This window comes from Haloarcula regularis (genome assembly GCF_029338315.1).
Lineage (GTDB): Archaea > Halobacteriota > Halobacteria > Halobacteriales > Haloarculaceae > Haloarcula > Haloarcula regularis.
In genome coordinates, this window is sequence record NZ_CP119794.1 from 3,339,164 (window position 1) to 3,358,390 (window position 19,227).

Genomic DNA, 19,227 nt, shown 5'->3' on the forward strand with positions numbered 1-19,227 from the left:
CCGAACCGCAAGGGAATTAGTCGCGCAGCTGTTCTCTCCGGGTAATGGTATCGGTCGAGACCGACCGCGAGGCCTTCACCGCCCTCGCGGCCGGTGCTGACGGACGGACACGGATACCCGTCGAGGTCCGCGCCACCGTCGCGGACCCGTTTACCGCCTACCGGCGGGCCCGCGAGGGCGTCGGCGGCGTCTACCTGGCGACCACCGGCGGGCAGTCCGGGTGGGGCTACTTCGCGACGGCGCCGGCCGAGTTCCTGTCGGTGTCGCCCGACGACGGGCCGGCGCTGGACGCGCTCGCTGACCTGCTGGCCGGGTCGACCCTCGAGCGCGGCGACTGTGACGTCCCCTACCCCTGTGGGGCGTTCGGGTGGCTCTCCTACGACGTCGTCCGGGACCTCGAGACGCTCCCCGAGCACGCGATCGAGGACCGTGCGCTCCCGCGGTTGCAGGTCGGCGCGTACGACCGCGTGGCGGCCTGGGAGGAGCCACGCGGCGACGGCCCGGTGACGCTGCGGGTCACTGCCTGCCCCGACTGGGCGACCACGAGGACGCGACGGCCGCCTACGAGTTCGGCAAGCAGCACGCGCTGGAACTCACCCGGAAAGCCGTCGAGGGCGACCCCGCGGTGGGGGCGGCCCCGGTCGAGGCCGACGCGGCCCGCTTCGAGAGCGACTGCACGCGCGACTCGTTCGCCGAGCGGGTCCGGACGGTCAAGGAATACATCAGGGAGGGCGACACCTTCCAGGCCAACGTCTCCCAGCGGTTGCGGGCCCCCGCGGCGGTCCACCCCGTCGAGGCCTTCGACGCGCTGCGCGAGGTCAACCCTGCGCCGTACTCCGCGCTCGTGGAGTTCCCGGGCGTGGACCTCGTGAGCGCGAGCCCCGAACTCCTCTTGCACCGCGAGGGCGACCGCCTGGTCACCGAGCCGATAGCCGGCACCCGACCGCGGGGGGCGACCGCCGCCGAGGACGATCGCCTGGAGGCCGACCTCCTGCGCGACGAGAAGGAACGCGCCGAACACGCGATGCTCGTCGACTTGGAGCGCAACGACCTCGGGAAGGTGAGCCAGTTCGGCACTGTCGAGGTGACCGACTACCGGCGCGTCGACCGCTACTCCGAGGTGATGCACCTCGTCTCGGTCGTCGAGGGCCGGTTGCGCGACCGGGCGACGCTGCAGGATGCCATCGAGGCCGTCTTCCCCGGCGGGACCATCACCGGCGCGCCAAAGCCCCGGACGATGGAGATAATCGACGAGGTGGAGGGTACCCGGCGGGGCCCCTACACCGGCTCTATCGGCGTCTTCGGCTTCGACGGCGACGCGACGCTGAACATCGTCATCCGGACGCTGGTGCGCTACGCCGACCACTACTATCTCCGCGTGGGCGCGGGCATCGTCCACGACTCGGACCCCGACCGGGAGTACGAGGAGACGCTGGACAAGGGCCGGGCGCTCGTCACGGCCATCGACGAGGCCCTGGGCAAGCGAGCGGATCTCTCCGTGGAAGGGGCACCGTGACCGCCTCCGGTGGCGGCGCCGCGCCGACAGTGCTGGTCGTCGACAACTACGACTCCTTCGCGTACAACCTCGTCCAGTACGTCGGCGAGGTGGTCCTCCGTCTCGGCGGCCGCGAGGACGACGTCGTCGTCCGGCGCAACGACGCCATCGACGTCGACGGCATCCGGGCGCTGGACCCCGACGGCATCGTCGTCTCGCCGGGCCCGGGCACGCCGGCGGACGCCGGCGTCTCGATGCCCATCTTCGCCGAACTCGCGTACCCGACGCTGGGCGTCTGTCTGGGCCACCAGGCGCTCTGTGCGGCCGCGGGCGCCCGTCGGCCACGCGGAGTCGGTCGTCCACGGCAAGTCCTCGGAGGTGACCCACGACGGCCGGGGCGTCTTCGAGGGGGTCCCCGACCCCGTCGAGGTCGGGCGGTACCACTCGCTGGCGGTCGAACGGGTCGACCTCCCCGACCAGCTCGCGGAGACGGCCTCCACCGACGACGAGTCGTCCATTGTGATGGGCGTGCGCCACCGCGAGAAGCCCCACGTCGGCGTCCAGTTCCACCCCGAGAGCATCCTCACCGAACACGGCACGACCATGGTCGAGAACTTCTGTCTCCGATGTACTACCACGTAGACGGCGACCTCGTCCCGGCCGGCGAGGCGACGGTGTCGGTCCGCGACCGCGGGTTCATGTACGGCGACGCGGCCTTCGAGACGCTCCGGGTCTACGGCGGGACCCCCTTCGAGTGGGACGCCCACCGTATGCGTCTCCAGCACACCGCCGAGACGCTGGGCTTTGCCGACGCCGTCCCCGACGACCTGCGCGACCGGGTCGAGGCGACCCTCGCCGAGAACGACCTCTCGGAGGCCTCGGTCAAAGTCTCGGTCAGCCGGGGCGTCCAGCCCGGGAAACTCACGCCCGGGGCCGACGTGGACCCGACGGTCGTCGTCACCTGCTCCCCGCTCCCGCGGGGCGGCCTCGAGGGCCAGCGGGTGTGGGACGACCCCGCCGCGGTCCAGACGGTCCGGACGCGACGGATTCCGAGCGAGGCCGTGCCCGCGGACGTGAAGACCCACAACTACCTCAACGGCATCCTCGGCCGACTCGAGCTCCGCCGGGCGGCCGCCGGTCGCGACGCCGCCGACGAGTGTCTCATGCGCGACGTCGACGGCACTGTCGTCGAGGGGGCCACGAGCAACCTCTTTTTCGTCACGGAGAACGGCCTGCGCACCCCCAGCGAGGATCTGGACCTGCTGCCGGGCGTGACACGCTCGGTCGTCCTCGACCTGGCCCGCGAGGAGTCGTTCCCGGTCGAGACCGGCCACTACTCGCTTGACGTCGTCCGCGACGCTGACGAGGCGTTTCTCACCAACTCGACGTGGGAACTGCGCCCCGTCGCGAGCGTCGACGGCATCGAGGTCGGCGCTGGCCCGATGACGACGCTCCTCCAGCGCCTGTTCGACGAGCGGGTCGAGGCCCGGTACTACTGACCGGCCGTCAGGTGCCCGTGTGGCCCTCGACGATGCCGTTGAGCTTCGTCACGCGCATCCGGAGGATGTCGAACTCCAGTTCGCTGACCGGGCGTTCGTGCACCTCGAAGTACGGGATGTCGAGGCGCCTGGTCACCTCCTCGATGGACGAGTCGACGTTCTCCTCGGAGAGGACCTCGAGCTCGCCCTCCGCGAGCACGCTCTTCCACCCCTCGTCGGTGTCGGCGTAGACGACGAAGGTCACGTACGCTGCGGCCTCGATGAACTTCCGCTTCTGACTACCCGGCGCGTATCCCAACCGGAAGTAGAAACTGGTGTCGTCGTCGAACCAGTACGAGAGCGGCACGCCGTAGCCGTCGTTCTCGCGCCCCATCGAGAGGACGCCGGTCCGCTGGCTATCGAGGAACTCCGCGATCTGGATGGCGTCCATGTCGACTCGACTCATGGGTGTATATACTCTTCGAGTGACAATAAGGCTACGTGCGCCCGGCAACGCTTCCGAACGTTGAAATCGGGGACCGTCCTACGGGGAGACGAGATGGACGAGGACAGTCGTATCGCCCCACTCGAGGCGGTGCCCGACGACGGGACGCTCCTGTTTACGGTCCGGGACGGGTTCGACACCGAGGAGGCGCTCCTGGTGTCGCTATCTGACGGTGTCGTGGCCTTCGAGAACTACTGCCCCACTGGCGGGATGTCCGCCTCGACAAGGGGAGCGGGGCGACGATGCGTGGCGACGAACTGGTGTGTGAGAAACACGGCGCGACCTTCGAGTCCGACTCCGGGTACTGCAACTACGGCCCCTGCGAGGGGGCGGTACTCGACGAGATAGCCGTCCGCGTCGAGGACGGCGCGGTGTACCTCACCGACGACCGCTACGAGTTCGAGAACCGTGGCCCCTCGGGCGACCACGACCGCTCCTCGCGGGGCCGCATCGGGTTCTCCGGCCAGTAGGCGGCCTCGACGTTGCCGACCCGCGCCGGCTACTGGATCCTGTAGGCCGGTTCCGAGACGTGCTCGTGTTTGCACTCCGGGCACCGACTGGGCCGGTTGGTCAGGTCGTCGAAGTCGGCGAACCCGCAGGCGTCACACTCCGGGGGCGCCACGAGCAGCTGTTCGTCGGTCGCATCGAGCGACCGGGCGATGTGTTCGACGTGTGTGAGCGCGTCGCTGGTCTGTATCTCGAACGTCCGAGCGATCGTCCCGGCCGCCATCGGCCCCTCGCGCAATCGGTCCGCGATGCGCTGGCGCGTCGTCCGACCTACCTCGCGCATGCCAGTAGTTGGCAATCCGCCGTAATAGGTCTGTTCCCCGGTGCCGGCGTGGCTTTATTACTTCCGGTAGAGTTACATAACGTATGGAAGACACACACCGCGCAGCGGTCTCCGCCGAGGAGCGCGACGAGTTCCTGGGCGTCGGCGGGACCGGTGTCGCCTCGTTCGAGACCGAACCGGGCCGCTCGCCTCACTCGGTCCCGGTCTCGTACGGCTACGACCCCGACCAGACGACGTTCTACTTCCGGCTGGCGACGGGCCTGGACAGCGAGAAAGGCGAGGTCCTCGACCGCCCGGTCACCTTCGTCACCTACGGCCGCGACGAGGAGACCGACCGCTGGGTGAGCGTCGTCGCGAAGGGCCGCCTGGAGGCCGTCGACACCGAGGGCATCGAGACGGACACGCTCGCGGGCTTAGAGCGGGTCGACATCCCGCTCGTGGACGTCTTCGACGTGCCCGTTCGGGACATCACCTTCGAGTTCCTCCGGCTCGTCCCCGAGGAGCTGACCGCCCGGAAGGAACTCCGGGCCGACGTCTGACCGTGTTCCGGGCACCGGCGTCGGGCGGCCGGCGCGACACCGGGCGCACGCGCCGCGTCCGAGCGACAGGCGGCCAGGGGGGACTGAGCCCGCCAGCGACAATGGAGTGGCACGCACGCTCGGCGTCGGACGTCCTGGCGGAGCTCGAGACGACCGAAGAGGGACTCTCGAGCGACGCGGCCGCCGAACGGCTCGATTCCGTCGGCCACAACGAGATACGGACCGACGAGCGCCGGCACCCGGTCTGGGTCTTCCTCGACCAGTTCTCGAGCGCGCTCATCTGGGTCCTCCTCGCGGCCGCGGCCCTCTCCTTTGCCATCGGGCACACGGTCGACGCCGCCCTGATAACGGTGATTTTGCTCGGCAACGGCATCTTCGGGTTCGTCCAGGAGTACCGCGCCGAGCGAAGCCTCGAGGCGCTGCGCGAGCTGGCCACGCCGGAGGTGCGGGTCCGTCGTGACGGCACCGACGCGACGATAGCGGCGACCGAGCTGGTCCCCGGCGACGTGGTCAGCCTGCGCCAGGGCGACGTCGTGCCAGCGGACTGTCGCCTGCTCGAGAGCCAGAACCTGGAGGTCGACGAGGCCGCACTGACCGGCGAGAGCATGCCCGTCGAGAAACACGTCGAGGCCGTCGACGCGGACACGCCGCTGGCCGAGCGCCCCAACGTGGTCTACAAGGGGACGAACGTCACCCGCGGCCGGGCGCTCGCCGTCGTCGTCGAGACGGGGATGGAGACGGAGATGGGCGCCATCGCGACGGAACTGCTCGCCGCCGAGGACCCCGAGACGCCGCTGCAGCGCGACCTCCACAAGCTGGGCCGGCGCCTCGGCCTCGCGGTTGTGGTCCTCTCTGCGATCATCGTCCCGTTGCTCGTCGCCGGCGGCACGGCGCTGGTCCAGGCGGCCCTGACGGCCGTCTCGCTGGCCGTCGCCGCGATTCCGGAGGGACTGCCCGCCGTCGTCACGCTGACGCTGGCGCTCGGTGTCCGGCGGATGGCCGACGAGAACGCGCTGGTCCGGACCCTCCCGGCCGTCGAGGGGCTGGGATCGGTCGACGTGGTCTGTACGGACAAGACCGGGACGCTGACCGAGGGAGATGCGGGTTCGGGTCGCCTGGGTCAACGACCAGTCGTTCCGCGTCGAGGGCGAGGCGGGCGAGGCAGACGCCGGGCCCGAGTCGGACGACCGGCTGCGTACCCTCCTCGAGATCGGCGCGGTCTGTAACGACGCGACCGACGACGAGGGCGACCCGACCGAGCGGGCCCTCCTGGCCGCGGCAGCGGAGCACGGCCTCGACGTTGCCGCGCTCCGCGAGGAGCGCCCCCGCGAGGACGAGGTGCCGTTCACCTCGGAGCGAAAGCGCATGGCCACGGTTCACGAGGACGTCGTCTACGTCAAGGGCGCACCCAGGGTCGTCCTCGAACGGGCGACCCGCGTGCTCCGCGAGGACGGCCCGGAACCGATGGACGAGGCGACCAGGGAGCGCATCCAGGCCCAGGTCGAGGACTTCGCGAGCGACGCCTTGCGCGTGCTCGCGTTCGCCTACAAGGACCGCTCGGACGAGGGCGGCCCCGAGGAGAACCTCGTCTTCGTCGGCCTCCAGGGGCTCATTGACCCGCCGCGGGACGCGGTGGCCCCGGCCATCGACGACACTCACCGGGCGGGTATCGACGTGAAGATGATCACCGGCGACAACGAGGTGACGGCCCGCGCCATCGCCGAGCAGGTCGGCATCGAGTCGGCGTCCCTGACCGGGGCGGACGTCGAGGGCATGGACGACGAGACGCTCCGCGAGCGGGTCGAGGAGATCGACGTCTTCGCCCGCGCCGAGCCGGTCCACAAGGTCCGGATTCTCCGGGCGCTCCAGGCCAACGGCCACGCGGTGGCAATGACCGGCGACGGCGTCAACGACGCCCCGGCGCTGAAACGCCGACGTCGGCATCGCGATGGGGGTCCGCGGTACCGACGTCGCGAAGGAGGCCAGCGACATCGTCCTGCTCGACGACAACTACGCGACCATCCGGACTGCCATCGAGCGCGGGCGGACCATCTTCGACAACATCTGGAAGTTCGTGGGCTACCTCCTCTCGGCGAACGCCGCCGAGGTGTTGCTGGTGTTCATCGCGTCGCTCTTTGGCTACCTCATCCTGCCGGCGGTCCAGCTGCTGTGGATCAACCTCCTGACCGACGGCCTGCCGGCGCTGGCGCTCGGCACCGACCCCTCCGGCGACGTGATGGACCGCGACCCCAGGGAGCGGGGGTCGGGCATCATCGACCGCGAGATGGTGGCGTTCATCGCCGGCGCGGGGCTCGTCGCCACCGCCGTCATGCTCGGCCTAATGTTCGTCACGCTCGACGGCGCGCCGGCGGCCACGCCGTACGCGATGACGATGGTGTTCACCGGGTTTGTCGTCTTCGAGTTCGCCAAGCTGTACGTGGTCCGCTGGACGAGAGACACGCCCGTCCTGTCGAATCCGTGGCTGGCGGGCGCCGTCGCGCTGTCGACTCTACTCCACCTCGCGGTCCTGTACACGCCGCTGCGGACCTACTTCGGGACGGTGCCGCTCTCGCTCGCGGACTGGGGCTTGCTGGCGGGCGCACTCGCCATCGGCGGTCCGCTGTTCGTCGTCGTCGGGTGGGTGGTCAAGCGATTCGTCGCCCGGCCGACCGTCTGAGCGCCCGCGGGACTCACCCCGGCAGGACGAGGTTCACGGCCGCGACGACGAGTCCCGCGAGCCCCATCCGCGCGGCGGCGACGTACCACCGCTGGCCGGAGATCGAGCCCATGTAGGCCCCGAACGCGCCGAGGACGCCGATGCCGAGGGCCACGGAGACGACAGCGGCCTCGACCATCGTGAAGACCGACCCCTCGAAGAGGAAGGCGGTCAGCGGGACGAGGATGCCGACCAGCGGCCCGAGGCCGCTCATCGTCGCGTGGAGGACGCGCGCACTGCGGTGTTCTCGCTGGACCCGCGTGTCGTCCAGGTCGGTGAGCATCGCGCGCTCGATGCGCCGTATCTCGGCTCTGGTCTCGGCGCGCTCGATCTCCCAGACGCTCCAGACCGCGGAGGTGCCCAGGCCGACGGCGGCGCCGAGCCCGATTCTGATGACCGTCAGCCCGTCGGGCACCCCCGACAGGACGGCCCCGACGACGATGCCGATGCTGGTCAGCGTCCCGTCGAAGCCGTTCGAGATGAAGTACCGGCGCGAGATAGAGCGGACGTCCTCCCGTGCGAGCAGCGACCGGAGCTCGACTGCGAACGGAGGGCACGTCAGGCGTCTTGGAACGTCGCTCGTTCCTCGACGACGTACTCGCCACAGGACACCTCGTCGATGGAGTGGACCGTCGCGCCCAGCTCCTCGATAGTGCCCTCGACGTCGTCGTAGGCGACGCTCTCGCCTTCCAGCGTGACCTTGACCGTCTGTACCTCCTTGTCCTGTTCGACCAGCGAGACGGTGGTCCCGGCGACGCTCTCGACCCCGGTGATCCGCTCGGTGAACGCGGGCAACGGGGGCTCGTGTGGCTTCAGTACGTCGAGGACGACGCGGCGGACGGCGACCATGGGGCGCCGTAGGGGTGCCCCGGTCCTAAAAGTACCTCCCGGGATGTACTATCGGGCGAGCAACAATTTAAGCCCGCGTCGCCCGAACTGTCGGGTACAGATGTTCGACACCATCATCGTGCCCACGGACGGCAGCGACCAGGCCCACCGAGCACTGGCGACGGCCGCCGAACTCGCCCGACAACACGACGCGACGGTCCACGTCTTGACGGTCGTCGACAGTCGCTTCCTCGGCAAGGCGACGGAGATAGACGACGCCGAGGCGACGGCCTCGGCCGACCTCGCGGAGTTTACGGCCGCCGTCGACACCGAGGGACTGTCGGTGACGACGGGGGTCCGCCACGGGATTCCCGACGAGGAGATCCGCACCTACGCGACCGACCACGACGCCGACCTCGTGGTGATGGGGACCCACGGCCGGACCGGCGTCCGCCGCTACGTCCTCGGGAGCGTCGCGGAGAAGGTGGTCCGCCTCTCCGACGTGCCGGTCCTGACGGTCCACGGGACGGACGGCGGCGCCGACGTCTCCTTCGAGAACATCCTCGTCCCGACGGACGGGAGCGAGGGGGCGCGCGCGGCGGCCCGACCGGCCGCGGCCGTGGCGAAGCCGACAGACGCGACGGTCCACGCGCTCTCGGTCGTCGACGTCCGCTCGATGGGCGTCGACGTCCGCTCGGACCTGATACTCGACGAGCTTCCAGCACGTTGCACAGGACGCCGTCGGCACCATCGAGGACGACCTCGCGACCGAGGGTGTGGGGTCCATCCGCACCGAGATCGTCCACGGCGTGCCCTACCAGGCGATCCAGGCCTACGTCGAGGACAACGACGTCGACCTGGTGGTCATGGGGACCCACGGCCGGACCGGCCTCGAGCGGTACCTCCTCGGAAGCGTCACGGAGAAACTCGTCCGGACCGCGCCGGTGCCGGTACTGACCGTCCGGGCCCCGGAGGAAGCCGAGGAGTGAGTCCGGCGTGGCGCGGGCCGTGGCTGTACGGCGGGGCCTAGCCTTTTGCCTGAAGACGGGGTAACGACAGGCCAGACGGACGCCAGACCGATGGTACGTTACCGGACACACGACCAACGGGCGGCCGGCCTCGAGCGCGCCCGCCGCGTCGCTTACCTCATGGACGGCGCGGTGCGGATTCCGGGCACGGACGTCAGGGTCGGCTTCGACCCGTTGCTCGGCGTCGTACCCGTCTCCGGCGACACCGTCGCCGCCCTCGTGTCCCTGTACGTCGTCTTCGAGGGGCTTCGCGTCGGCCTCCCGGCGCGCACGCTCGGGGCGATGCTCTGCTGGGTCGCGCTGGACTTCCTCGTCGGGTCGATCCCGCTCGTCGGCCCGCTGTTCGACGCCCGGTTGCGCGTCAACGACCGGAACGCGCGGGCCATCGAGCGGTACGTCGACCGACGGCGACAGTGAGAGAGGCCGGGACTTTTAGCGGATGGGGGCGAAGAGGCGGCCATGCTGACCGGAGTCAACGTCGTCCTCGGGGTGTCCGGGTCCATCGCGGCGGTCACGACGGTGGAACTCGCCCACGAGCTGCGCCGCCAGGGGGCCAGCGTGCGGGCCGTGATGACCGACAGCGCGACCGGTATCGTCCACCCCTGGGCCCTCGAGTTCGCCACCGAGCACGACGTGGTGACAGAGATAACCGGTGCCGTCGAGCACGTCGGCCTCTGTGGCACCGACGGGTGGGGCGACGTCCTCCTGCTGGCGCCGGCGACGGCCAACACCGTCGGGAAGGTCGCGGGAGCCATCGACGACACGCCGGTGACGACGTGTGCGACCACGGCGCTTGGGGCCGGGATTCCGGTCGTCGTCGCCCCGGCGATGCACGAACCGATGTACGACCATCCGGGCGTGCTGGACGCCATCGAGCGCGTCGAGTCCTGGGGCGTCGGGTTCGTCGACCCCCGCGTGGAGGAGGGGAAGGCCAAGATCGCCACCGAGGCGGCCATCGTCACCGACGTCGCCAGGGCGGCCGGCGAGCGCCCGCTCGAGGACTGCCACGTCGTCGTGACAGCGGGGGCGACCACCGAGTCAATCGACCCGGTCCGGACGCTCTCGAACCGGGCCTCGGGCCGGACCGGTCGCGAGGTGGCCCGGGCGTGTTACGTCCGCGGGGCCGACGTGACGCTTCTGCACGACGGGCCCGACGTCCCGTACGCGACGGTCGAGCCGGTCGAGTCCGGCGCGGAGATGACCGCGGCGGCGACGGACCTGGCGCCGGCCTGTGACGCGCTCGTCTCGGCGGCCGCCATCTCGGACTACACCGTCGAGCGGGCCGACGAGAAGATTCGCAGCGGCCGGTCGGGGCTGACCCTCGAACTCGAACCCACGCCGAAACTCATCGACACGGTCCGGGAAACCGCCCCGGACCTCCCCATCGTCGGGTTCAAGGTCGAGACGGACGGCGACGACGCCGCCCTCGTCGAGCAGGCCCGCGCGCTCCGCGACCGGGTCGGCCTCGCCTTCGTCGTCGCCAACGACGCCGGCGTCATGGGTGCCGACCGGACCCGCGCACTCGTCGTCCGCGACGGCGGCGTCACGGAGTACACCGGCGACAAACAGGGACTCGGCGCCCGCGTCGCCGACGAACTGGCGTCGGAACTCGAGACCTGAGCGGGGGGCGTGGCTCATTGCGAAATAGTTTTGCGTGTCCCGCAGTTTCTCACCGACACCGACAGTACAGCGCGCCAATCTCCGATACACAGGATTCTCAAACTACTGTGACTGTACCCGACCCACACCGACTGCTGGTCCCAGTCGACGACTCCGTGACGGTGCGAAACACCGTCGCCTACGCCATCGACCAGGCCGAGACGCTCCGGCGGGACGGCGACGCACCGGTGGAGCTCCACTTCGTCGTCGTCCCGGGGACCCGTGCCGTCGACCCCGACGCGCCGGAGGAACTGGGGGCGGCGACCGACCTGCTCGACCGCGTCGCCGTCTGGACCGACGAGGACTTCGGGGGCGACCCGCCGGAGGGGCTCTCGGTGACCCTCGAGGTGGTCGGCGCCGACCGCTATCTGTTCAGTCCGGGCGACTACGCCGACGTCCTCCTCGAGTACGCGGCCGACCGCGACATCGGCCGGGCGATTCTCGACCCCGAGTACAACCCCGGTGGCGCCGCGCCAATGTTGCGCCCGCTCGAGATCGAGCTCGCCAGGAACGGCCTCGAGGTAGAGGAAGCCCCGGTCGAGCGCGAGGCCCGACAGACGGTGCTGGCCCGCGCGGCGACGCTCCCGAAGTACCTGAGCGTCTTCGCGGCCTCGTACCTGTTTTACCTGCTGTTGAGCCCGTGGAAGCCGCTCGACTTCTTTACGGGTGCGATAACCGCGACGCTGGTCTCGGCGCTGCTCGCACCCATCGCCTTCAGCAAGCAACCCTCGATCACGCGCGTGCCCGTCCAGCTGGTCCGGATGACTATCTACGTTCCCTATCTGCTGTGGCAGATCGCCCTGGCGAACCTCCACATCGCGAAGGTGGTCCTGCACCCGTCGCTGCCCATCGACCCCACCGTCGTCCGCTACCGGGCGGCCGTCTGGGGCGACGCCCCGGTCACGACGCTGGCCAACAGCATCACGCTGACGCCGGGGACGCTGACGATAAGCGTCTCCGACCGCGCGTTCAACGTCCACTCGCTGACGGACAACTCCCGCGACGACCTCGAGGCCGGCGGTCTGGAACGGGCCGTCCGCTTCGTCTTCTACGGCCGCGAGGCCGCAGCCATCGCGTCGCCGGGCGAACGCGACGACTGCGAAGAGGTGACCTACGATGGTTGAGTTCGAAACGGCGCTGCTGGCCGTCGCCGGCGCCTTCGTCGTCTTCGCCGTCGTTGCCCTCTACCGCGTCTTCGCCGGGCCGACGACGTTCGACCGTATCATCGCCGTCAACGTCGTCGGGACCAACACCGTCATCGCCATCGCGCTTGTCGCCGGCGCGTTCGACCAGTCGGTGTTCCTCGACATCGCGCTCGTTTACGCGCTGTTGAACTTCCTGCTGTCTATCGCGTTCTCGAAGTTCACCGTCGAGCGGGGGGGTGTGCTGTGACGCCCCTCGAGTGGGCCATCGTCGCCCTCGCGGCGGTCGGTGCCTTCTTCGGCGGCGTCGCAGCCGTCGGCATCGTCAGACTTCCGGATATCTACACGCGTGCCCACGCGGCGTCGAAGAGCGACACCCTCGGTGCCGTCCTCGCCCTGGCGGCCGTCGCGCTCGCAATCCAGACTGACCTCTCGACGATCAAGGCCGTGTTCCTGCTCCTCTTTATGTTCCTGACGAACCCGACGGCGGCCCACGCCATCGCTCGGGCGGCGGAGGACCAGGGCATCCGGCCGTGGGCCGCCGAGAACCGGGAGGGCGACCCATGACGCTTTCGTTCATCGAGGCGGTGCTCATCGTCTTCGTCGTCGCCTGCGCGCTGGGCGCGGCGCTGCTCCGGGACCTCCTCTCGTCGGTCATCGCCTTCGCGGCCTACAGCCTGGGTCTCTATCATCTGGGTCATCCTCCAGGCCCCCGACGTGGGCCTGACCGAGGCGGCCGTCGGCGCCGGCATCATGACCATCCTGTTCCTGCTGGCGATGGCAAACACCGTCCGGCCGGACGAGGCCCGGCGCTTCGAGTCGGTCCGCCTGCGGACGGTCGTCGGCGTCGGCGCGTTCGTCGTCGTCCTCGGCGCGACGATACCCTCGCTGCCGGCCATCGGCGACCCGACGGCCCCGGTGGTCGCCGGCGAGGTGACCCAGTACTACGTCGCCAACGCCTACGAGGAGACGGGCGTCAAGAACGCGGTGACGGCGGTGCTCGCGGCCTACCGTGGGTTCGACACGCTCGGTGAGGCCGTCGTCGTCTTCGTCGCCGGCGTGGCCGCACTGTCGGTCCTCCGGCAGGAGGTGTTCGCATGAGCGCCGACGACCAGCCCGGACTCTACGTCGAGAGCACCATCATCATGACGACGGTGCGGGTCGTCTCGCCGTTCGTCCTCACCTTCGCCCTGTTCGTGATGTTCCACGGGGCCGATTCGCCCGGCGGCGGGTTCCAGGGCGGGGTCATCGCCGGCGCGACGGTGATGATGCTCGCGTTCGCCTACGGCATCGAAACCACGCGTGAGTGGGTCGACGTGCGTGTCATCGCAGCGCTGGCCTCCGGCGGCGTCCTCACGTTCGCCGCCATCGGCCTGGGTGCCATCGCGCTGGGCGGAAACTTCCTCCAGTACAACGAATACCTGTTCATCTACGAGGAGGCCAGCAAGTACGGTATCGAACTTGTGGAACTGGGCATCGGCGCCATCGTCGCGAGCGTCGCCATCGGCCTCTTCCTGCTGGCCGCCGGCTACGGCCACGTCGTCGACGGCGAGGGGGGTGAGGCATGATACTCGACCTGCTCCAGACCCACTACAACTACTACGCGGTGGTCGTCCTGCTGGGCATCGGCCTGTACATGCTCGTCGAGTCGGGCAACCTCGTCAAGAAGGTCATCGGGATGAACATCTTCCAGACGGGTATCTTCCTGTTTTTCATCACGCTGGCCTTCCGGGCCGGGGGCAACCCGCCGGTCATCGAGGACGGCGGGGGGCCCTATGTCAGCCCGCTGCCCCACGTGCTCATCCTGACCGCCATCGTCGTGGGGGTGAGCCTGACGGCGGTGGCGCTGGCGCTCATCATCCGCATCTACTCGGAGTACGGGACGCTGGACGAAGAGACCCTCAAACAGCTCTACTATGATTGAACAACTCCCCGTCTTACTGGTCGTCGTCCCCATCGTCGGCGGTGCCGTACCGCTCGTGGCGAGCCTCGTCTCGAATCGCTCCGGCTGGCCCATCGCGGCCCTCACGCTCGCGGTCCACACCGCACTCGCGGGGTGGCTCGCGTGGGCGGTCGGGACCGGCGGGACCATCGACTACGCGGTCGGTGGCTTCGCCATCCCCTACGGTATCGAGCTCGTCGTCGACGGGCTCTCGGCGGCCGTCGTGGCCCTGGTCAGCGCCGTCGCGCTGGGGCTGCTCGCCTACGCGCGCAGGGCAGGCCCGCGCTCGAACGCCTTCTACAGCCAGTACCTCCTGCTCGTGACCGGCCTCTCCGGGATGGCGGTCACCGGCGACGTGTTCAACCTCTATGTCTTCCTCGAGATCACGGGGCTGGCGGCCTACGGCTTGGTCGCCAGCGGCCGAGAGGCCAGTTCGGCCGTCGCCGCGCTCAAGTACCTCATCATCGGCACCGTCGGCGCGTCGCTGTACCTGCTGGGCGTGGGCTACCTGCTCGCGGTCACGGGGACGCTGAACATGGGCGACCTGGCGGGCAAGATCGCCGCCATCGGCTACGGGTCGCCGCTCGTCCTGACGGCCTTCGCGCTCATGGTGGGCGGCCTGACAGTCAAGGTCGCGCTCTTCCCGCTGCACACCTGGCAACCAGACGCCTACGCCAACGCGCCGGATACGGTGAGCGCGTTCATCTCGGCGCTGGTTTCGACCGTCGCGGCGTACGCGCTCGCCCGCGTGCTCTTCTCGGTGTTCACCGTCGACTTCCTCACGGCGGTGCCGGTGGCGCGCTGGACGCTCGTCGGGCTGGCCTGCGTGAGCATCGTCGCCGGCAGCGCGCTGGCCGTCTCCCAGAGCAGCGTCCAGCGGATGCTGGCGTACTCCTCGGTCTCGCAGTTCGGCCTGGTCGTCGCCGGGTTCGCCATCGCGACGCCGACGGCCGTCGTCGGCGCCACCGTCCACCTGCTCGGCCACGCCGTGATGAAGGGTGGCCTCTTTGCCGCCACCGGCGTCATCGAGCGCGAGACGGGCGCGTCGACGGTCAACGGCTACGCCGGGATGGGCGGTCGGGTGCCAGTCGGCGCGATGGGCTTTTCGGTCCTCGCGCTGGCGATGGTCGGCGTCCCCCCGGCCATCGGCTTCGTCGGCAAGTGGTACATCGTCCTCGGCGCCGTCCGGGCCCAGATTTGGCCCGTCGTCGTCGTCCTGCTGGCGAGTACGCTGCTGACGCTCGCGTACTTCGCGAAACTGGTCGAACGGCTCTACTTCGCCGAACCGACTATCTACGAGGGCGAGGACGACGCCGGGGCCGCGCCGGTCGCCGACGGCGGTGACAGCCCCGTCTCCACCGGGATGCTCGCTGTCGTCGTCGGCGCGGCCGTCCTCGCCGTCGCCCTCGTCGCCGCCGTCCCGGCACTCGAACAGACCTTGCTCGAAACGCTCCCACCGCTCCTGGACCAATGACAGACGTCGCCTCACTCAGACCCCTGCTCGCCGTGCTCGTGTCGGCCGTCGCGATACCAGTCATCCTCTCGCTCAAGGAGCGCCCGAACGTCCGCGAGGCCGTCACCATCGCCGTCGCGTTCGCGAAGTTCGCCGTCGTCGCGAGCATGGTCCCCGGCGTCCTCTCGGGGACCCGCTACGTCTTCTCGGTCGGCCAGTTCGCGACCGGCATCGAACTCGCTCTCCGCGTGGACCCGCTGGGCCTCCTGTTTGGACTGCTCGCGAGCCTGCTCTGGATCGTCACGAGCTCTACTCCATCGGCTACATGCGCGGCCTGAACGAACACGCCCAGACGCGGTACTTCGCCGCCTTCGCCGCGAGTCTCGCCTCCGCGATCGGCGTCGCGTTCTCGGCGAACCTCCTGACGCTTTTTGTCTTCTACGAACTCCTGACCGTCTCGACGTACCCGCTGGTGACCCACGACGAGACCGAGCAGGCCCGCGCGGCCGGCCGGAAGTACCTCGCGTACACCTTCGGCGGCGGCGTCGCCGTCCTCGGTGGCACCGTGCTCGTGTTCTTCTTGACTGGGACGGGGATGACCGGCGGGACGACGGCGTTCACGCCGGGCGGCATCGCGGCGCTCGCGAACGCCGACCCGACGCTCGCCAGAGCCGCGTTCGCCCTGCTCGTCGCCGGGTTCGGTGTCAAGGCGGCGCTGATGCCGATGCACTCCTGGCTCCCCGACGCGATGGTCGCGCCGACGCCCGTCTCGGGCCTGCTCCACGCCGTCGCCGTCGTCAAGAGCGGCGTCTTCGGCATCGCCCGGGTCGTGCTCGACGTCTTCGGCCCCGACGTGATGGCCGACCTCGGCGTCGACCTCCCGCTGGCCGCGGTGGCCGCGTTCACGCTGCTGACCGCGAGCGTCATCGCGCTCCGCAAGGACAACCTCAAGCGCCGTCTCGCGTACTCGACGATCAGCCAGCTGTCCTACATCGTGCTGGGGCTCGCCTTGTTGGAGGGTCCGGCGCTCGTCGGCGGCCTGCTGCACATTCCCGCCCACGCGTTCATGAAGCTCACCCTGTTCTTCTGTGCGGGGGCCATCCACGTCGAGACCCACACCGACGACATCAGCGACATGGCCGGCATCGGGACACGGATGCCGCTGACGATGGTCGCCTTCGGCGTCGCGGCGGCCGGGATGGCCGGCATCCCGCTGGTCGCCGGGTTCGTCAGCAAGTGGTACATCATCATCGGCGCGCTGGAGGGCGGGAGCCTCGTCTTCGCCGCCGCCCTGCTGGTCTCGGGCGTGCTCAACATCGCGTACTTCTGGCCCATCGTCTACCAGGCGTTCTTCGAGTCGCCCGACTCCTACGACGAGAAACCGCTCCTCGAGGAGGTGCTGGGCGGGCGGACCGCGGTTCGCGCCGACGGCGGTGACGAAGCCGTGACCGAGCCGGACGCCGACGCCGAGATGCCCCGACCGGAACACGTCGACCACCTCGGCAAGCACCACGAGGACCACGAGCACCACGGCGGCCCGCCCGCCGACGGCTGGGACGACCGCGGCTGGCTTGGCGGCGAGAGCACCTGGTTCATGCTCGCACCCATCCTGACGGCCGCCACGCTCTCGCTCCTGCTGGGCACCGTCCCGGACACGGCCGTCTTCCTCCGCATCGTCGAGGCCGTCGTCACCGGCCTCCCGGGGGTGGTCGTCTGATGTCGACGCTGACGCTGGTGCCGCCGGTGGTCGTCGTGCTCGCGACGGCGATACTCGTCGGGATACTTCCCCGGAAACCCGCCCACGCGCTCGGTGCGCTCGTCCCGGCGCTGGCCGTCCCGTGGTCGCTCTCGGTCCCGGCCGGCACCCACCTACAGACGACGTTCCTGGGCTTCCAGGTCGCCTTCCTCAACGTCGACGAGTTCTCGCGGCTGATGGGGCTCATCTTCGGCATCATCGGGACCGTCGCGGTGCTGTACTCCTACGCCAGCGACGCGGAGAACGTCCAGACGGCGTTCGCGCTCTCGTACGTGGGAACGAGCTTCGGCGCCGTCTTCGCCGGCGACTGGCTGACGCTCATCTTCTTCTGGGAGCTGATGGCCGTCACGAGCACGCTGCTCGTGTGGCACTACCGCGGTGCGGCCGTCCGCGCCGGGTTCCGCTACGCCCTGCTGCACGGTATCGGCGGGACGCTCCTGATGGCGGCCATCCTCCAGCACTACGTCGCGCAGGGGACCTTCATGTTCACCGGCGACGGCATCACGGCCGGCCTCCCCGCGGCTCTCGCCGCCGTAGGCATCGGCGTCAACGTCGGCTTCATCGGCCTGCACGCCTGGCTGCCCGACACCTACCCGCGGCCCCACATCGCCGCCAGCGTGTTCCTCTGTGTCTTCACCACCAAGACCGGCGTCTACGGGATGTACCGGGCGTTCCCCGAGGGCAACGTCGCCATCGCGTACATGGGCGGCGGGATGGCCGTCTTCGGCGCGATGTTCGCGCTGTTCCAGAACGACATGCGCCGCCTGCTCTCCTATCACATCCAGTCCCAGGTCGGCTACATGGTCGCCGGCGTCGGCATCGGGACGACGCTGGCCCAGGCTGGCGCCTTTGCCCACGTCTACAATCACATCCTCTACAAGGCCTTGCTGTTCATGACTGCCGGCGTCGTCATCTACCGGACCGGCAACGAGAACCTGAAGAAACTCGGCGGTCTCGCCCGCGAGATGCCGATCACCGCCGTCGCCTTCACCGTGGCGGCCCTCTCCATCGCCGGGTTCCCCGGCTTCAACGGCTTCGTCAGCAAGGGCATCGTCATCGCCGGCGCGCACTACGACTTCGCGGCGGGGCCGCTCACCCTCGGCACCGACCGGACCACACTCGAGTGGCTCCTCCTGCTCGGGGGCGTCGGCACGTTCATGTCGTTCATCAAGTTCGGCTACTACGCCTTCTTCCACGGCGAGTACGACGGCAGCGTGAAGGACGCCAACCGCGGGCAGACCGTCGCGATGGTCGCCGTCGCGGTCCTGTGCGTCGGCTACGGCCTCCTCCCGGGGACGCTGTTCAGCATCCTCCCGTTCGACGTGACCAGCGAGAGCGTGGTCTCGCACGTCTACAAGACCTACACCGTCGGCCACATCGTCGAGGGCCTCGCGCTCGCCGTCGCGGGACTGGTCGGCTTCTACGCCACGAAGAAGCCTCTCTCGAAGCTCGGGCGCGTCCCCGACGTCGACGCGCTGTACAACCCCGTTGCATTCTACGGGATGCGCGCGCTCGTCTACGCCACGACGGACCTCTATGCGGCCGTCGACCGGGCGGTGATCCGGGCGACGTCGGTGACGACCCACGTCGTCTCCGAGCCAAACGAGGTGGTCCGGCGTCTACGTGCGTCGGCACAGGACGACGACTCTTTCGCCTACCCGCTTCGTGCCGGCATCGGGTTCAGTATCCTGGTGCTGGCGGTGTTCGTCGCACTCGCGATGCTCGCTCTGTCCTGATCCCTCTCCGTTCCTGGCCGCCGGTCGATAGGACCGGCGCCACTTATCGCGGCACCATCCGCATGGACTCGGTGACTGGCGGCCGACGCCGTCGTCGATAGGTCACACTTACCGACGATTGGACAGCTATAGTGACTGTTTACTTAAATTAGATTACTAA

16 protein-coding genes and 6 pseudogenes are annotated in these 19,227 nt (G+C 69.4%); 18 read left to right on the top strand and 4 right to left on the bottom strand.

Annotated features, from left to right (window positions below; all coding sequences use genetic code 11):
- Positions 1 to 44: 44 nt before the first annotated feature.
- The 3 genes and pseudogenes from pabB (at position 45) to P1N55_RS18015 (ending at position 2,994) form a co-directional block, all read left to right on the top strand.
- Positions 45 to 1,516: pseudogene (gene pabB, locus P1N55_RS18005) on the top strand (aminodeoxychorismate synthase, component I).
- Positions 1,513 to 2,137: pseudogene (locus tag P1N55_RS18010) on the top strand (anthranilate synthase component II). Before pabB ends, P1N55_RS18010 begins: the two co-directional pseudogenes overlap by 4 nt.
- A complete protein-coding gene (locus P1N55_RS18015; RefSeq protein WP_276276848.1) occupies positions 2,122 to 2,994 on the top strand; it encodes an aminotransferase class IV in 873 nt (290 codons plus the stop codon). Before P1N55_RS18010 ends, P1N55_RS18015 begins: the two are co-directional and overlap by 16 nt.
- A 7-nt stretch (positions 2,995 to 3,001) precedes the next feature.
- On the opposite strand, the gene P1N55_RS18020 is transcribed toward P1N55_RS18015, so the two are convergent.
- Complete coding sequence (locus tag P1N55_RS18020) at positions 3,002 to 3,439, bottom strand: pyridoxamine 5'-phosphate oxidase family protein (protein ID WP_276276849.1); 438 nt, start codon at positions 3,437 to 3,439, stop codon at positions 3,002 to 3,004.
- A gap of 93 nt (positions 3,440 to 3,532) precedes the next feature.
- On the opposite strand from P1N55_RS18020, the pseudogene P1N55_RS19835 reads away from it, so the two are divergent.
- Positions 3,533 to 3,948, top strand: a pseudogene (locus tag P1N55_RS19835) (Rieske (2Fe-2S) protein).
- A 29-nt stretch (positions 3,949 to 3,977) separates the two neighbouring features.
- Here the strand turns inward: P1N55_RS19835 and P1N55_RS18030 are convergent.
- Positions 3,978 to 4,268: a transcriptional regulator gene (locus tag P1N55_RS18030; RefSeq protein WP_276276851.1), complete on the bottom strand. Its 291-nt coding sequence runs from the start codon at positions 4,266 to 4,268 to the stop codon at positions 3,978 to 3,980.
- Between the two features lie 83 nt (positions 4,269 to 4,351).
- On the opposite strand from P1N55_RS18030, the gene P1N55_RS18035 reads away from it, so the two are divergent.
- Both P1N55_RS18035 and P1N55_RS19840 read left to right on the top strand, forming a co-directional pair.
- A complete protein-coding gene (locus P1N55_RS18035; protein ID WP_276276852.1) occupies positions 4,352 to 4,807 on the top strand; it encodes a pyridoxamine 5'-phosphate oxidase family protein in 456 nt (151 codons plus the stop codon).
- A gap of 101 nt (positions 4,808 to 4,908) precedes the next feature.
- Positions 4,909 to 7,484 (top strand): annotated as a pseudogene (locus P1N55_RS19840) (cation-translocating P-type ATPase).
- A gap of 13 nt (positions 7,485 to 7,497) precedes the next feature.
- Here the strand turns inward: P1N55_RS19840 and P1N55_RS18055 are convergent.
- Positions 7,498 to 8,085 (bottom strand): VIT1/CCC1 transporter family protein, encoded by a 588-nt coding sequence (locus P1N55_RS18055; protein WP_346430045.1) that lies wholly within the window; start codon positions 8,083 to 8,085, stop codon positions 7,498 to 7,500.
- A complete protein-coding gene (locus P1N55_RS18060) occupies positions 8,082 to 8,372 on the bottom strand; it encodes a DUF211 domain-containing protein (RefSeq protein WP_276276855.1) in 291 nt (96 codons plus the stop codon). The genes P1N55_RS18055 and P1N55_RS18060 overlap by 4 nt, the downstream gene beginning before the upstream one ends.
- A gap of 100 nt (positions 8,373 to 8,472) precedes the next feature.
- Here P1N55_RS18060 and P1N55_RS20175 point away from each other — a divergent pair, with 100 nt between their 5' ends.
- The 12 genes and pseudogenes from P1N55_RS20175 (at position 8,473) to P1N55_RS18120 (ending at position 19,067) form a co-directional block, all read left to right on the top strand.
- Complete coding sequence (locus tag P1N55_RS20175; protein ID WP_455429081.1) at positions 8,473 to 9,381, top strand: universal stress protein; 909 nt, start codon at positions 8,473 to 8,475, stop codon at positions 9,379 to 9,381.
- A gap of 49 nt (positions 9,382 to 9,430) precedes the next feature.
- Positions 9,431 to 9,796 carry a DUF4112 domain-containing protein gene (locus tag P1N55_RS18070; RefSeq protein ID WP_276276856.1) on the top strand — a complete coding sequence of 122 codons (366 nt, stop codon included), beginning with the start codon at positions 9,431 to 9,433 and terminating at the stop codon, positions 9,794 to 9,796.
- 42 nt (positions 9,797 to 9,838) lie between these two features.
- Positions 9,839 to 10,999 carry a bifunctional phosphopantothenoylcysteine decarboxylase/phosphopantothenate--cysteine ligase CoaBC gene (gene coaBC, locus P1N55_RS18075; protein ID WP_276276857.1) on the top strand — a complete coding sequence of 387 codons (1,161 nt, stop codon included), beginning with the start codon at positions 9,839 to 9,841 and terminating at the stop codon, positions 10,997 to 10,999.
- A 107-nt stretch (positions 11,000 to 11,106) separates the two neighbouring features.
- Positions 11,107 to 12,162, top strand: coding sequence for a monovalent cation/H+ antiporter subunit E (locus P1N55_RS18080; protein ID WP_276276858.1), 1,056 nt, complete (start codon positions 11,107 to 11,109; stop codon positions 12,160 to 12,162).
- Positions 12,155 to 12,430: a cation:proton antiporter gene (locus tag P1N55_RS18085; RefSeq protein ID WP_276276859.1), complete on the top strand. Its 276-nt coding sequence runs from the start codon at positions 12,155 to 12,157 to the stop codon at positions 12,428 to 12,430. Before P1N55_RS18080 ends, P1N55_RS18085 begins: the two co-directional genes overlap by 8 nt.
- Entirely contained in the window at positions 12,427 to 12,747 is a 321-nt protein-coding gene (gene mnhG, locus P1N55_RS18090) for a monovalent cation/H(+) antiporter subunit G (protein WP_276276860.1), read from the top strand. Before P1N55_RS18085 ends, mnhG begins: the two co-directional genes overlap by 4 nt.
- Positions 12,744 to 13,281 (top strand): annotated as a pseudogene (locus P1N55_RS18095) (DUF4040 domain-containing protein). Before mnhG ends, P1N55_RS18095 begins: the two are co-directional and overlap by 4 nt.
- Positions 13,278 to 13,748, top strand: a complete 471-nt coding sequence (locus tag P1N55_RS18100) for a Na(+)/H(+) antiporter subunit B (RefSeq protein ID WP_276276861.1) — start codon at positions 13,278 to 13,280, stop codon at positions 13,746 to 13,748. Before P1N55_RS18095 ends, P1N55_RS18100 begins: the two are co-directional and overlap by 4 nt.
- The gene (locus P1N55_RS18105; RefSeq protein WP_379689141.1) at positions 13,745 to 14,104 is read left to right on the top strand and encodes a cation:proton antiporter subunit C; all 360 of its coding nucleotides are present in this window, start codon (positions 13,745 to 13,747) and stop codon (positions 14,102 to 14,104) included. The genes P1N55_RS18100 and P1N55_RS18105 overlap by 4 nt, the downstream gene beginning before the upstream one ends.
- On the top strand, positions 14,097 to 15,596 hold the full coding sequence (locus tag P1N55_RS18110) for a monovalent cation/H+ antiporter subunit D family protein (RefSeq protein ID WP_276276862.1): 1,500 nt from the start codon (positions 14,097 to 14,099) through the stop codon (positions 15,594 to 15,596). The genes P1N55_RS18105 and P1N55_RS18110 overlap by 8 nt, the downstream gene beginning before the upstream one ends.
- A pseudogene (locus P1N55_RS18115) lies at positions 15,593 to 17,292 on the top strand (proton-conducting transporter transmembrane domain-containing protein). Before P1N55_RS18110 ends, P1N55_RS18115 begins: the two are co-directional and overlap by 4 nt.
- Positions 17,292 to 19,067, top strand: coding sequence for a Na(+)/H(+) antiporter subunit D (locus tag P1N55_RS18120; RefSeq protein WP_276276863.1), 1,776 nt, complete (start codon positions 17,292 to 17,294; stop codon positions 19,065 to 19,067). The pseudogene P1N55_RS18115 and the gene P1N55_RS18120 overlap by 1 nt, the downstream one beginning before the upstream one ends.
- Positions 19,068 to 19,227: the final 160 nt, after the last annotated feature.

Bases quoted from the DNA above. Each gene is read 5' to 3' on its own strand.
- P1N55_RS18015 (WP_276276848.1), top strand. From the start codon at position 2,122: ATGTACTACCACGTAGACGGCGACCTCGTCCCGGCCGGCGAGGCGACG.
- P1N55_RS18020 (WP_276276849.1), bottom strand. From the start codon at position 3,439: ATGAGTCGAGTCGACATGGACGCCATCCAGATCGCGGAGTTCCTCGAT.
- P1N55_RS18030 (WP_276276851.1), bottom strand. From the start codon at position 4,268: ATGCGCGAGGTAGGTCGGACGACGCGCCAGCGCATCGCGGACCGATTG.
- P1N55_RS18035 (WP_276276852.1), top strand. From the start codon at position 4,352: ATGGAAGACACACACCGCGCAGCGGTCTCCGCCGAGGAGCGCGACGAG.
- P1N55_RS18060 (WP_276276855.1), bottom strand. From the start codon at position 8,372: ATGGTCGCCGTCCGCCGCGTCGTCCTCGACGTACTGAAGCCACACGAG.
- P1N55_RS20175 (WP_455429081.1), top strand. From the start codon at position 8,473: ATGTTCGACACCATCATCGTGCCCACGGACGGCAGCGACCAGGCCCAC.
- P1N55_RS18070 (WP_276276856.1), top strand. From the start codon at position 9,431: ATGGTACGTTACCGGACACACGACCAACGGGCGGCCGGCCTCGAGCGC.
- coaBC (WP_276276857.1), top strand. From the start codon at position 9,839: ATGCTGACCGGAGTCAACGTCGTCCTCGGGGTGTCCGGGTCCATCGCG.
- P1N55_RS18085 (WP_276276859.1), top strand. From the start codon at position 12,155: ATGGTTGAGTTCGAAACGGCGCTGCTGGCCGTCGCCGGCGCCTTCGTC.
- P1N55_RS18100 (WP_276276861.1), top strand. From the start codon at position 13,278: ATGAGCGCCGACGACCAGCCCGGACTCTACGTCGAGAGCACCATCATC.
- P1N55_RS18105 (WP_379689141.1), top strand. From the start codon at position 13,745: ATGATACTCGACCTGCTCCAGACCCACTACAACTACTACGCGGTGGTC.
- P1N55_RS18110 (WP_276276862.1), top strand. From the start codon at position 14,097: ATGATTGAACAACTCCCCGTCTTACTGGTCGTCGTCCCCATCGTCGGC.
- P1N55_RS18120 (WP_276276863.1), top strand. From the start codon at position 17,292: ATGTCGACGCTGACGCTGGTGCCGCCGGTGGTCGTCGTGCTCGCGACG.